This is a genomic window from uncultured Vagococcus sp., from assembly GCF_963518325.1.
Classification (GTDB): domain Bacteria; phylum Bacillota; class Bacilli; order Lactobacillales; family Vagococcaceae; genus Vagococcus_D.
Window position 1 is genome coordinate 371,498 of the sequence record NZ_CAUQJB010000001.1, and the last position, 13,339, is coordinate 384,836.

Annotated in this window: 15 protein-coding genes; 4 read left to right on the forward strand and 11 right to left on the reverse strand. The window is 39.8% G+C overall.

Annotation, left to right across the window (positions count from 1 at the left end):
* Nucleotides 1-285 precede the first annotated feature (285 nt).
* The 8 genes from RWN13_RS01760 to RWN13_RS01795 all read right to left on the reverse strand — a co-directional run bounded on the left by RWN13_RS01760 (nt 286) and on the right by RWN13_RS01795 (nt 6,502).
* A complete protein-coding gene (locus RWN13_RS01760) occupies nt 286-1,188 on the reverse strand; it encodes an RluA family pseudouridine synthase (RefSeq protein ID WP_314059847.1) in 903 nt (300 codons plus the stop codon).
* A 1-nt stretch (nt 1,189) separates the two neighbouring features.
* Nucleotides 1,190-1,645: a signal peptidase II gene (lspA, locus tag RWN13_RS01765; RefSeq protein WP_314059849.1), complete on the reverse strand. Its 456-nt coding sequence runs from the start codon at nt 1,643-1,645 to the stop codon at nt 1,190-1,192.
* Complete coding sequence (locus RWN13_RS01770; protein WP_314059851.1) at nt 1,642-2,358, reverse strand: CBS domain-containing protein; 717 nt, start codon at nt 2,356-2,358, stop codon at nt 1,642-1,644. The genes lspA and RWN13_RS01770 overlap by 4 nt, the downstream gene beginning before the upstream one ends.
* Nucleotides 2,359-2,742 carry a hypothetical protein gene (locus RWN13_RS01775; RefSeq protein ID WP_314059854.1) on the reverse strand — a complete coding sequence of 128 codons (384 nt, stop codon included), beginning with the start codon at nt 2,740-2,742 and terminating at the stop codon, nt 2,359-2,361.
* Nucleotides 2,743-2,987: 245 nt separating this feature from the next.
* Nucleotides 2,988-3,113, reverse strand: a complete 126-nt coding sequence (locus tag RWN13_RS01780) for a hypothetical protein (RefSeq protein ID WP_314059855.1) — start codon at nt 3,111-3,113, stop codon at nt 2,988-2,990.
* A gap of 154 nt (nt 3,114-3,267) precedes the next feature.
* Nucleotides 3,268-5,085, reverse strand: a complete 1,818-nt coding sequence (locus tag RWN13_RS01785; protein WP_314059857.1) for a carbohydrate-binding domain-containing protein — start codon at nt 5,083-5,085, stop codon at nt 3,268-3,270.
* Nucleotides 5,086-5,109: 24 nt separating this feature from the next.
* The gene (locus RWN13_RS01790) at nt 5,110-5,787 is read right to left on the reverse strand and encodes a DUF4956 domain-containing protein (protein WP_314059859.1); all 678 of its coding nucleotides are present in this window, start codon (nt 5,785-5,787) and stop codon (nt 5,110-5,112) included.
* A complete protein-coding gene (locus RWN13_RS01795) occupies nt 5,777-6,502 on the reverse strand; it encodes a polyphosphate polymerase domain-containing protein (RefSeq protein WP_314059862.1) in 726 nt (241 codons plus the stop codon). Before RWN13_RS01795 ends, RWN13_RS01790 begins: the two co-directional genes overlap by 11 nt.
* A gap of 174 nt (nt 6,503-6,676) precedes the next feature.
* Between RWN13_RS01795 and RWN13_RS01800 the strand changes: the two genes are divergently transcribed.
* Both RWN13_RS01800 and RWN13_RS01805 read left to right on the forward strand, forming a co-directional pair.
* Nucleotides 6,677-7,354 carry a response regulator transcription factor gene (locus RWN13_RS01800; RefSeq protein ID WP_314059918.1) on the forward strand — a complete coding sequence of 226 codons (678 nt, stop codon included), beginning with the start codon at nt 6,677-6,679 and terminating at the stop codon, nt 7,352-7,354.
* Nucleotides 7,351-8,652 (forward strand): HAMP domain-containing sensor histidine kinase, encoded by a 1,302-nt coding sequence (locus tag RWN13_RS01805; protein ID WP_314059864.1) that lies wholly within the window; start codon nt 7,351-7,353, stop codon nt 8,650-8,652. The genes RWN13_RS01800 and RWN13_RS01805 overlap by 4 nt, the downstream gene beginning before the upstream one ends.
* Before the next feature lie 344 nt (nt 8,653-8,996).
* On the opposite strand, the gene RWN13_RS01810 is transcribed toward RWN13_RS01805, so the two are convergent.
* Nucleotides 8,997-10,667 carry a formate--tetrahydrofolate ligase gene (locus RWN13_RS01810; RefSeq protein ID WP_314059866.1) on the reverse strand — a complete coding sequence of 557 codons (1,671 nt, stop codon included), beginning with the start codon at nt 10,665-10,667 and terminating at the stop codon, nt 8,997-8,999.
* Between the two features lie 293 nt (nt 10,668-10,960).
* Between RWN13_RS01810 and RWN13_RS01815 the strand changes: the two genes are divergently transcribed.
* Nucleotides 10,961-11,167: a cold-shock protein gene (locus tag RWN13_RS01815; protein ID WP_209531144.1), complete on the forward strand. Its 207-nt coding sequence runs from the start codon at nt 10,961-10,963 to the stop codon at nt 11,165-11,167.
* 18 nt (nt 11,168-11,185) lie between these two features.
* On the opposite strand, the gene RWN13_RS01820 is transcribed toward RWN13_RS01815, so the two are convergent.
* Nucleotides 11,186-11,641 (reverse strand): EbsA family protein, encoded by a 456-nt coding sequence (locus RWN13_RS01820; RefSeq protein ID WP_314059868.1) that lies wholly within the window; start codon nt 11,639-11,641, stop codon nt 11,186-11,188.
* A 90-nt stretch (nt 11,642-11,731) separates the two neighbouring features.
* On the opposite strand from RWN13_RS01820, the gene RWN13_RS01825 reads away from it, so the two are divergent.
* The gene (locus tag RWN13_RS01825; RefSeq protein ID WP_314059869.1) at nt 11,732-12,154 is read left to right on the forward strand and encodes a ribonuclease HI family protein; all 423 of its coding nucleotides are present in this window, start codon (nt 11,732-11,734) and stop codon (nt 12,152-12,154) included.
* Nucleotides 12,155-12,169: 15 nt separating this feature from the next.
* On the opposite strand, the gene hemH is transcribed toward RWN13_RS01825, so the two are convergent.
* Complete coding sequence (gene hemH / locus RWN13_RS01830; RefSeq protein ID WP_314059871.1) at nt 12,170-13,120, reverse strand: ferrochelatase; 951 nt, start codon at nt 13,118-13,120, stop codon at nt 12,170-12,172.
* Nucleotides 13,121-13,339: the final 219 nt, after the last annotated feature.

Sequence of the window (13,339 nt, forward strand, 5' to 3'; positions counted from 1 at the left end):
GATCCTATAGCATTGTGATAAAAAACATCTACACGCCTCGCTTTAACTAGACAAAAACCGTTAGCATATATCTGTATTAACCGGCTTGCCTAGCTGTCCACGGGCAAGCAAACAAAAACTCCTGCCTTTAGAATAAAGGCAGGAGTTAAGTAGTTGGATTCACTTAAATACAGTTTCCCCAAGGGATGACTGTGCGCCTTTTTAGCCTCACGGGACTAGTTCTTAAAGGTGTTTATTTAATTTTTCTTCTAACATAGTGTACCTTTAATTATCTTAAAATGCAAACTATTTTTCTAAATTTTTTAAGGTTTCAGCAAACAGCTCTGGAATCGGCATTTCGAAGAACATCTCTTCGCCTGTTCGTGGATGAACGAAGCCCAAAGTTTGAGCATGTAAAAATTGCCCTTTGCCTTCCAGTGTTTTACGACGGCCATACAAAGGATCCCCGGCTACTGGATGTTTAATGTATTGCATGTGAACGCGAATCTGATGGGTTCGGCCTGTTTCCAATTGGCATTCAATCAGGGTATAGTCTTTAAAGCGCTCAATGACGGTGAAATTAGTCACTGCTGGTTTGCCGCCTTCAATCACTGCTTGTGATTTGCGATTAATTTTCGAGCGACCAATTGGCGCATCAATGGTTCCTTTATCATGAGAAATTTCATCATGAACAATCGCTAAATACTTACGCGTAGCTGTTTTATCTTTTAATTGCTTACTTAAAGACTCGTGAGCTTGATCATTTTTGGCAATCATTAACAATCCTGAAGTATCTTTATCAATTCGGTGGACAATCCCAGGGCGAATCACATCATTTATACTGGATAAATTTTTGATGTGGTACAACAAGGCATTGACTAAGGTCCCAGTCGGGTGACCGGCTGAAGGATGGACGACCATTCCTTGAGGTTTATTGATAACCACCACATCTTCATCTTCATAAACGATTTCCAAGGGAATATTTTCCGCTTCAACAGTCATTTCAACTGGCTCTGGCCGGAAGATTTCAATAAAATCCTGATCTTTCACTTTATAATTGGCACGAGCGACTTCCCCATTAACCACCACAAATTCATCTTTGATCCACTGCTGAATTTGTGAGCGCGAAAATTTTGGTAAAGCCTCCACTAACGCTTTATCAAGACGGCCACTTTGTCCGTCAATTGTTACTTCTAATTTTTCTAACATATCATTTCACCTTATCTTTTTTTTCGTCAAGTATAATGTAAATAAAGACGCAAATGACACCGATTGTTAAGGCGATATCAGCTACATTAAAAATGGGGAAATTGAAAAATTCCACCTGAAACATGTCCACCACAAACCCTAAACGCAAACGATCAATAAAATTGCCAATCGCTCCGCCTAAAATCAATGCTAAACCTACAAGTAGCCACTTGCTTTCTCCTTGGTTTTTATAGAGAAAGTACAACACAACGACTGACGTAATCGCTGTTATGATGTAAAAGAACCACATTTTACCTTCTAGAATACTCCAAGCGGCTCCTTCGTTACGAATGTGTGTTAACGATAAAATGGGGTTGTGAAAAATGGTCTCCCCAAATTCAATATTTCCTGCTACCCACCATTTAACCAGTTGATCTAACGCTACCGCAATGGCAGCAATAATTAAATAGATAATCAATTAAGGTTCCCCCACTCTTCATAATAATCTTGGAACACTTCTTTTGGTCGCATAATGCCAATTAAATTGCCATTAGGATCGCCGTCTTTTGTAATTAACAAAGCTTCCACTGTAGGGTCTTTCAGGAAGTACTCAATCGCTTGAAAGATAGTCGTCTCCTTGTCCACAAAACGATAATTATTTCGCTTGCGATCACTTTCCAGGACCACTTCAATTGTTTGACCATTAATTCTAATCGACGTTTCATGGTCTTGCATTGCCATCCAAATCCCTAAACCATGAGCTGTCACCAGTCCAAGGAATTTACCACCGTCATAGATAGGGAACTGCGAATAACGTTTTTCAGCCATAATGGTCAGTATATCCGTTAATTTCGTGCTCTTGTCAAAACCAGTCACGTGTTTTTTAAATCTGGGAATGACTTTTTCCGGACGTGTCAAATCCAATTCAATTTTCGCCAATTTTTCAATAATCCATTCATTAGGCTCCGCAATCACAAAATCTGGCGAAATTCGATCATGAACAATGGCGTTACGTAACTGAGCAATTTCTATTAAATCATCTTGATAACGCCGGACTAATAGATCTTGGCGTTTAGCCAAACGTCTAACTAACTCACTGAACCCCATGCTGTTAGGGGCATCTACTTCATTCCGCATCCATTTTTCAATTCGATTAAAGGCCGCTAAAAACCTATTGGCTTGTTCTCCCACTTAGTCAAGCTCCTCAATCACATAAAATTTCCGAGACATGACTGCCACGAAAATGATATATATCGCTAATATCCCCACTCCCAGTTCCCAAGACTTAAAGATAATCGGTAGAATAAAAATCAGAGTGAATAATGACATATACAATTTAAGAATATTGGGATTGATTTTAACTTGCAATTGTTTTTCTTCGGCATTATTATCAATTTGAACTGTTTCACTTTTAAGGAAGGAAAACTTTACATCCAAATTAATAGCCTCTTCAGATGCGTCAATTTCTTTCGTTTGATCGTTGTTTAATAAAAAGACCTGTTCCCCATTTTTAAAAACTTTAAGAGGGCTTCCCATTCCAAAGAAGCCAGTTTTTCTTGTTAATGATACTTTCATCGCTTATCTCCTCTTTCTAATTGGACCGAACTTCACTACGCTTCGATGTATTCGATGGAAACCATCAGTGGAAGGTCCAGTATGCCCAATCTGCTTTATCGTCAATCCCAGACACTTAGGCCACTTCCTCATTTTTAGTGACTTTAAGACGTAAATCAACTGTTTCGTCCCTTCCTATAATAACAGTAAACATCAAAAAAAGCCAAGTAGAATGTAGGAAATCCACTCTACTTGACCGAATTAGTTTATACTTTTTTTTGGTTTAAGCTTTTTTCACGCTGTAACCCACTTTTTAAGGCTTTTGGATAATAAATAAATAGTCGACCCACAAAATACCCGCATTTGTACATAACTGCTTCAACTTTCTTCATGTCTGCCACGTCCTCGTCACTTGCTTACCACCAGTATAGCCCATTGCTAGTGAGTTGTAACGAGGCTGCCAGCGATTTAACATTTATTTATTATTTTTGTAACAAATTTAATATATTACTAAGTAATGATCCTTATTTCACACAATTATGAGTTTTAGCGAGGTGGTTGGCCACCACCTCGACCTCCGCCACCCATTTGATTAGATAAGACGGTTTCACCGCTCTGTGAAATCGAAGTGGTCACAGCATCTAAAGTCACTGTCAGTAATTCATCACCTTGATAGTCGCTTTTAGGAGCAAAACCAAACTGACTGTCAGTCATCATCTTACCACCGACTGAGAGTGTGTACCCACTTCCCTTTTGAATATCTGGGGCACTAATCGCCACGTGCTGATAGCTTTTATTCGGGGCAAAACTAATGATATTATTGCCATCGGTATCTGCTACATTGATCAACTGATCGGCCTTCTGACTACTGTCGAAGTAAAGACCAACTGAGGCTTGGCTAGAACTGTCACTTGGCAACATGGCCATCCCACTACTGCCTGCAGCTACTAAGATACCGCCACTGATAGTGTATGTTCCATCATAATCCAAAGCCCCATTGCCGCCATTTATCGGACCGCTAACTAGAGCAGTTCCGCCTGTTTGGGTGACCGTTCCGTTAGAATCAATGCCGTCACCTTCTGAGTCAATAAAGATCATTCCTCCATTGATGGTTATTGAATAATCACCGCCACCAAAGTTATCTTTACCAAATCCACCTCCATCTGTCCCGTCACTGCCACCACCAGCATTTAGACCATCATCACTGCTTGTGACTGAAATCGTCCCATCTTCAATCATGATATCCGCCGCTTCCAAGCCTTCATATGACTCAACAACGGTGATGGTTCCATTATTGATCTGTAAGGTCTCATCTGCATGTATCCCGTCGTCACCCGTCTTTAAATTAAATTCACCCTGATCAATTGTCAGACTTCCATTGGTATGGATACTGTCATCAGCCGAATTTATGGTGAATTTCCCCGTATTAATCTGGATACTAGAGCCTGCTTTCATCCCTTTTAAACTTTCTGTATCACTTGAGCTAGTGGAACCTCCGCCAGCTTCGATTTCAACCGTGCCTGCTGATACCTTTAAATCTGTTTCAGCTTGGATACCATCACGTTCGCTTTTTATGCTTAAGCTGCCTCCATCAATGGCAATCCAGCCTTTTTCCTTATCGGTAGAGCTGGATTGAATCCCATCATTTTCAGCCTTAATTTCGTAACTTCCATCTAATATTGAAAGTGAATCATTTCCCTTTAAGCCATTATTTGCCGCCTCTATTTTATAAGTACCACTAATCAGTACAAGATCGTCTTTGCTTCTGATGCCATCATGGTAGTCACTGACAACTTCTAAACTCCCTTGCCCGTTAATCGTCAAATCAACTTTACTAAATAATGTGGCGTCTGGTTCCGTGTCATCGTCGTCGGATTTTGCCTGACGTCTGTCAGTCAAGAAGTTGCTAGTTCCTTTTGCAAGAGTGATTATAACCTTGTCAGCCATCTCAATATCAACGGGTGAGGTTGTGCTGTTCATAATTGTGGCACCATTTAAAATCATCCTTACGTCATCGGATTCCTTAGCTGCTACGACTAATTGCCCCTCTTTTAATTCACCACTTATGCTATAGGTGCCTGCTTGGGTAATGGTGATAGTGCCATCTTTGACAGTCACCCCCTCCCCTTCTACTGTCGTCGATTCGCCTAAAAGGATCGTTGCCGTCTCTTCGGCAGCCTCTTGCTGATCTTTTTCACTATAAACACCATACTGATCTGCCGAGACTGTCGCCACCGCGGTTTCAGCACTACTAGCTGTAGTGACAGCACTGGAGCCAGTGCTTTCTGTTTCCACCTTTTGACAAGCGCTTAAGGACAGTAAGGTAACTAATAACATCGTTTTTTTCAATTTTTGATTACTCATTTTTGACACATCCTTCGTTACAAATTATAACTCTTCACGATTCGTGGCCATTTTCGCTGAGGTCACGGTTAAGTTGCCATTGCGGATTCTAATTTTATCCAGTAATTCCTTTTCCAGATTCTGGTCTTTCAGCATAACACTGTAGCAAAGTTCATACAAACTCCCCATATTAGTTGTTTTAACCCGGTCAAGGGTGGCTTCATGCGTGTACTCCGTCCACAGGTCGTCAAACAAGTTTGGATAATCCAAATCTTCTGGAATCACAATTTTAATCATTCGATTCGATACTTTTGACTGTTTACCAAAATTTGTCAGTTGTAAGACAATCAATGTCCCCCCTGTAATCACTGAGAAGACGGCAATGTAGGCAATGTATCCCATCCCTGTTGCCAACCCAATTCCCATTGACCAAAAAATACTGGTTATTTCACGAGACCCACCGGCCACGGAACGAAAACGAATCAAACTGAAGGCCCCTAAAACTGCCATCCCTGTTCCCAAATTACCATTGACCAGCATAATTACAGATTGAACAAGAACGGGTAAAATAGCGAGTGTAACGATAAAATTCTTAGAATAAACATTGCGATACATATGAATGGAGGCCACAAACACCCCTAAAATGATGGAACTTAGCGTGCAGATTAATAATTGCACCATGGTAATATTTTCAGTATTATTGGCTAATAGACTAGATAACATGTTGGAACGACTCCTTCTTAAATAAATATCGTTGATAAGTTTGACCATATTTCGTAAACGAACCTGGGTAAATGGCTAAGATTGCTAATGCTTCAGCAAACCAAATTGGATAGGCACCCAAGGCCTTAACTTCCATTAAGACATCAATTTCCGGTGCCACTCGCTCCCCTTCAGTTCCATTAAGCAACTGTAACCCTTCTTGGCGGTAGCGAATATTAAAATCAAAGGTCACTCTGAATTCCGGCTCACTTGGGGCGAAAAAGGCCCGACGTTCGTAAGCAATCATCACTTTTGGTTCCAATTTCTTGCGCGTTAACAGCCAGCTGATTTCCTGACTTACTTGGCGCTCAACCCCACTCTTAAACTTATCTTCCGGCTGAGCGATATAAGCTGCCACTTCCTCTAAAGGCATGGCCACACGTCGTTTATAAACAATTCCAGCATATTTCTTTTTAATTTCTAAAAAGACTGGGGTAGAATTTTGAGGTTCACCATAGGCTCTTAGGCGAAATTTTTCCCGGTAATCTGGCTTTTCAATCGAGGCCCGAATCAAGTCGTAATCCTCTGTATCGAAATACAAGGAAGAAATAGTATGTAAACCATACTCATCCTCAACTAAGTCGGAACCAAGGGTCTCGATTAGTTGGGCGAAGTTAGCGTAACTAAGTAAATACTTCTTTTCTTTTCGTTGAAACATATGTTTTAATTTGGTCATCTTTCGTCACTCTTTCTTTCGTTTTGTGATATCCTTAGGTTAACTTGCTTACCATAAACGAACCTTAAAGCCATTCTTAAGATTGATTTAAGTTAAAAAGCTTATACTTAATGAAGATAAGTAAATAAATGACAGGTAGTATCCTAAAAAAAGAAATGAGGCCTGAAGATGAACATGATTAATATTTTACTGGTAGAGGATGATCAGGTTTTAGCAGGCAGTATTGCCGAGATTTTGGAAGAAGTAGGAACTGTTACTCAAATCCACGATGGCGATGAGGGGTTATATGAAGCTGAATCAAATAAGTATGACTTGTTTGTTTTCGACATTATGTTGCCTGGCTTAGATGGTTATGGTATTTTGGAAAAATTACGCAGTCAATCTATTGAGACCCCTGTCCTTTTCTTAACCGCCAAAGATAGTTTAGAAGATAAAATTAAAGGATTTCAACAAGGTGCCGATGATTATTTAACTAAACCCTTCCATCGTGAAGAGCTCTTATTACGGGTTCAAGCGATGCTAAAACGAAGTTTAGGTCTTTCAGCTGAACAAACGATCAGCTTTCACAACACTGACTGCCAACTAAATACCCGTTTAGTCACCGTTAATCAAAAACCTTTAGAACTCCAAGGAAAAGAGTTTGAATTACTGATTTACTTAATTAAACAAAAAAATCGAATTGTCACGAAAGAACAAATATTTGAGCGAATTTGGGGCTTTGATTCCGAAACCTCTTATACGGTTGTGGAAGTCTATATGAGTAATTTACGAAAAAAATTAAAACAGGCCGAATCCGATGTGAACATTAAAACTATTCGCAATGTCGGCTATATTCTAGGAGAGACACAATGAAAACTGAATTTAAACAACGACGCTCCCTTTTTATGCGGAATGTTTTGGCCTTTGGGCTAATCTTTCTTTTACTGGGCTTCATTGTTAACCAAGTGTTGTATCAATCCCTTTACACCAACATTGACGAGGAATTGCGCTCGGTCTCAACCAATACTAATTTTATTGAGCAGGAATTAATTAAGGGAGATGCTAGTAAGGGCGATATCCCAAAGTTTTCTGGCGAGCTTAAACCTCATCGCGACTTAAAACCGCCTAACAGTTTTCAAGTCCAACCGATTCTATGGTCAGCTTCAGGTAAAATCATTAATCAAGAAGCTTTAGGCAATCGCTATAGTGACATGGCTAACCTGACCTTTGACAAAGAAAAACTCGATCAAATAGAAGCAGTCCACGTGAAAGACAGCTACAATCAAACCATCAATTTTCGTTCGATTACTAAAAAGGTGGACAGCGGTGGTGTTGCTTATATCCAGTTTGTTTCCAATACTAATCAGTTGGAAGAAAGTATGACATTTTTTCAACAAGTTTTGATTGGTTGTATGATTGTCTTTTGGATTCTTTCTATTGTCGTTAGCTATTACTTGGCTAAACTTAATATGGCACCTATTATGGCTTCGTGGAAACGTCAGCAGGAATTTGTGGAAAACTCTTCTCATGAGTTACGCACTCCTTTAACGATCATTCAAGCAAAATTGGAGAAACTGTTTACTAAGCCCACTCACACGATTTTAGAAGAGTCGGAAGACATTGCTTTAGCCTTAAACGAAACACGCCGCTTGAATCAACTGACTAACGACTTATTATTGTTAGCCCGCTCTGACAGCAATGAATTAGTGGTTGATCGTAAATTATCGGATGTCAAAGATTTTCTAATCAAAGCCAGCGAACCCTATCAGGAGATTGCTGAAAGTCAACAAAAAAAAATGACCTTAGAGTTAGGTCACCTCCAGGCCGTTTCATTTGATGCTAAATTGTTAACGCAACTCTTGATTATCTTACTTGATAACGCCTTAAAATACACCGGTCCTGGTGAAACAATCACTGTTTTTTCTGAAACGACTGCCAAGTATTGGTTAATAGAAGTACGGGACACTGGCATTGGACTCAAAACAACCAACACCGATCAGTTGTTCACTCGTTTTTATCGAGAAGACGGGGCTCGCCAGCGGAAGACTGGTGGTTATGGTTTAGGCCTATCCATCGCCAAATCCATTGTTGATATGCACCATGGTAAAATAAGCGTCAAAGCAAACCAACCAAAAGGAACTATTTTTAGTGTCATATTGCCATTGGCATGAGAAAAGGCTTACTGATAATTAAATCAGTAAGCCTTTTTTTTAGAATATAGGAAAGTGTATCACTTCCTATATATTCTAGTCGGTGTCTAGCTTAGCTCATCAACCACTACATAAATTTCGTTATCCTAAACACAACACAAGGCTCCGATCTCATCAACTTCTAAGTACCCTTTGACCTTCAATGCTCGACGCTTCAGCGTATAGCGATTGATGAGATCGAAACGCAGTATAGTGTCCCTTGTCTTTAAGTGCTGCCGTTATTCTTAGCGGTTTGCCGCTTAGAAATAAAGGACAACGTAGTAAAGCCATAAGAACAACGGCAGCGATTCGCGAAGCTTTTCTTATTAAAATAACCCTTTTGATTTTCCGTGAGAATCTACCGAGATTCGCAAAGCGGCTGGTTCTTTTGGCAAGCCCGGCATGGTCATAATATCACCAGTGAAGGCTACGATAAAGCCAGCTCCCATTTTTGGTACCAGTTCCCGAATAAGGACAGTAAAACCAGTCGGACGTCCGATTTTAGTCGGGTCATCAGATAATGAAAACTGAGTTTTAGCCATGCAAATTGGCAATCTATCCCATCCGTATTTTTTAAAGATGGCAATCTGTTCTTTCGCTTTTTCAGTAAAAATAACTCCGTCGCCACCGTACAACTCTTTCACGATTGTCTCGGCTTTTTCTTCAATGGTCATTCCAAAAGAATAGACCGCTTCAAAATCACTGGTCTCCTCTTCAATAATAGCCACCACTTTTTTGCCTAAGGCCAAGCTGCCTTGGTAACCATCTGCCCAACTACTGGTAACTTCAACAATTGCCCCCATCTCTTCACATAAACGGGTTAATAAAGCCAACTCCTTATCCGTGTCACTGATGAACTGATTAACTGCCACAATAACAGGCAAACCGTACTTTTGCATGTTTTGAACGTGTTTTTCTAAATTCGAAACCCCTGCTCTCAAAGCTTTTGGGTTTTCGATGGTCAATTCATCATGGGAGACACCGCCGTGCATTTTTAAGGCTCGAATCGTAGCCACGATCACAATCGCATCTGGCGCTTTTTCTAGAATAGGCACTTTTATGTCCAAGAATTTTTCTGCACCCAAGTCTGCGCCAAAACCTGCTTCTGTTACCACAAAGTCGCCTAATTTTAAGGCCATCTTCGTGGCAATTACGCTGTTGCAGCCATGAGCAATATTACCAAATGGGCCACCATGAATAAATGCTGGGGTTTGATATAGGGTCTGAACTAAATTGGGGTTTAGGGCTTCTTTCAACAATAAAGTCAACACTCCTTCTGCCTTCAAATCTCCCACTGTTACTGGCTCATTTTGAAAGGTATACCCAATAATAATATTACTCAGGCGATTGGTTAGATCCCCCAAGTTTTTAGCTAAACAAATCACGGCCATAATTTCACTGGCTACGGTGATTTCAAACTGCTCTTCACGTGGAACGCCTTGTTTAAGTCCTCCCAAGCCAATCGTTGTTTGCCTTAAACTGCGGTCATTGATGTCCAATACCCGCTTCCAAATCACTCTCCGAGGATCAATCTGTAACTCATTACCCTGATAAAGATGGTTATCAATCAAAGCCGACAAGGTGTTATTCGCTGTAGTAATCGCGTGCATGTCCCCTGTAAAATGTAAATTAATATCGTCCATCGGCGCCACTTGAGAATAACCACCTCCTGTTGCACCGCCTTTAGTGCCCATGACAGGGCCTAGAGAGGGTTCTCGCAATGCGATTACCGTCTGCTTGCCCAGAGCATTTAAAGCATCTCCCAGACCAATTGTGACTGTGGTTTTGCCTTCGCCAGCACTGGTCGGATTAATCGAAGTGACTAATACCAGCTTACCGTCCTGACGATTTTGCAACCGATTCAAGGCGCTGGTCTTCACTTTTGCTTTTAGTTGTCCATATAGTTCGACTTCTTCAGTTAATAGATTGAGTTTTTCAGCAATATCCGTTATCGGCATAATAGGTTTTGTTCGAGCAATTTCACTATCTGTTTTCAATACTCTCTCCTCTTTCTGCATCTAGCAATATAAAGTCAACATCGATTTATACACTAGTTTTTTTCGGTCTGATAGTTTGATTATGTCAGTTAAACAACACATCCAGCCCTTCTAATAAAACGCTTACCCTTTATTTCAAAAATTTTTTTAGACATGACAGCCTGCTTACATTATACCGTGAAAACAAAAAAATATCATTATCAACCAATAGTTATCATAGATTGTTTGACCTTTGGCCTATTAATCTTTATAATGAATTTAGTTCCAAAATTTAAGCGACGGGGGAATGTAAAATGACTGAAGGCATTGTCAAATGGTTTGATACAAAAAAAGGCTATGGTTTTATTACTTATAATGACACCGAGGAAATCTTCGTTCATTTTACTGGTATCGAAGGTGACGGCTTCAAGACCTTAAAAGATAATCAGCACGTCCAATTTGAAATTAAAGAAGGACACCGAGGTTTACAAGCGACTAACGTGTCTGCTATTGAAGAATAAAGATAAAAAAGTGTCGGCTTACTCGCCCACACTTTTTTTAATACCTACAATCGTTCCGTCAAAATTGTCTGTTTGCTCCAATGCTAATAAAAAGCTAGCAATGGTCTTTTTAGACATTAAGATGGTCCGATCTGATTCTTCAATTCCCTCATAGCCATCTAGGGCAAAGGTCATCCCGTATGCACCTAAGGAAATTTTCTCAATCTTATCTACATCAAATTGATGACTGTTCCTTTTTAAAATTGCTTGGACGATTAACTGGTTGTCCTTAATAATAAAATGGCGTTTTTGGCCTAGATAAACGAGTATGACAAAACAAACAAAAAACAGTACACACAAAACATTTAGACTTAAGGCCTCAAAAACGGCGATTATGCCCAGAAAAAAGGTACCGAAAGTTAGGGACCAATAGATTATGCTGGTTGCTAATTCAGGTTGCCACCTGAATTTTTGGTTGGTTTCTTTTTTAGTCACAACTGTACCTCTCAAACTATCAACTAATACTATCATACTACCATATTCTGCAAGAAATAAAAAATATTTACTTAAAGAAAGGCATGACAGATGTTAAAAATATACGTAGATGCTGCCACCAAAGGCAATCCAGGCATTAGTGGCGCTGGCGTTCAACTGATCGGTGAACAGCTTTACCAGCAATTAAATTACCCTCTTCCTGAGCTAACTAACCATCAAGCAGAGTTTGCCGCTTTAATCTTAGGTCTTGAAGAAGCCATCACTCAGGAGATCAATCAGCAGAACACCATGGTTTATACCGACAGTAAAATTGTCGCTCAAACCATTGATAAAGACTATACAGGTAACTCTTTATTTCTGCCTTATTTGGTGCGAATTAGAGAACTCTATTCCTTTTTTCCCCTATTGGTCATTCAGTGGATTCCTGAAAAGCAAAACAAAGGGGCGGACAACTTAGCTCGTCAAGGGCTCCAAAAAGCACTAAAATTAGCAAAAAAGAATAATCCCCCATAGCGAATGATCTTTTTCTTAAGCTTCTCTCACTAGAGCTTCAAGTAAATCAATAAACTTTGGGTCATCATTAAATGGATGGATATAATTGAAAACTTTTCCGCCGTTCTCAATGAAATATCCACGATTTTCTGCTTCGATTTCTTCAATGGTTTCAATACAATCTGAAACAAAACCAGGTGTAATGATTAATACATTCTCAACGCCTTTTTCCGGTAAGCCCACCAAGGTTTGGTCCAATGCTGGTTTAATCCATTCAGCTTTACCAAAGGTCGATTGGTAGGTCACCATCCAAGGTATTTCCAGTTCCAATTTAGCAAGAATCCCGTCGGTTGTAGCCTGACATTGATCTTTATAAGGATCTCCTTTTTCTACATAACTAACCGGAATCCCGTGATACGAAATTACTAGGCGATCTGGCTGATGTTTAGCCACGCCTTTTTTTATTTGATCAACTAGTAAATCAATATACATCGGATGATCGGTAAACTCTCGAATCAAACGTAGGCTTGGCATGTTTTCCTGTTTTAAGTAATGACGGAAAACAGCATCATTTACTGAAGCCGTCGTAGTCGTTGAATACTGCGGGAACAACGGAATAACCGTAATGTCCTCGACTCCAGCATTAGCCATCTCGGTTAATGAATCTGCAATCGTTGGTGAACTGTAGCCCATGCCGTATCTCACCATATAATCAGGAAAGCGTTCCTGGAGCTGCTTTGCTTGAGATTTCGTATAAACTAATAATGGCGACCCTTCGTCTGTCCATATTTCTTTATAAAGTGCCGCCGATTTTTTCGGTCGGGTATTTAAAATAATGCCATGTAAAATGGGTAACCATTTCCATCTTGGGGTGTCAATCACCCGATGATCACCTAAAAAATTCTTTAAATAAGCCTTAACTTCTTTGGGTTCTGGCTTATCTGGTGTCCCAATATTGGCGATTAAAATACCTTTTTTCTTTTTCAATTCCTTACCCCTCTTTACTAAAAAGCCTTATTCATCACATACTACCGTCACCTAGTATAACAAAGATTCTTTTATCTTCCTACTACTTGAGACAAATCCTTAAGCGGTTCTTAATATACAAATTGATCTGAGAACGTTATACTGAGAACAGAACAGGTTATAGTCATTGTTATCTTATTTAATCGCAATAACTGATTGTATCAACTACTTACAGATCAT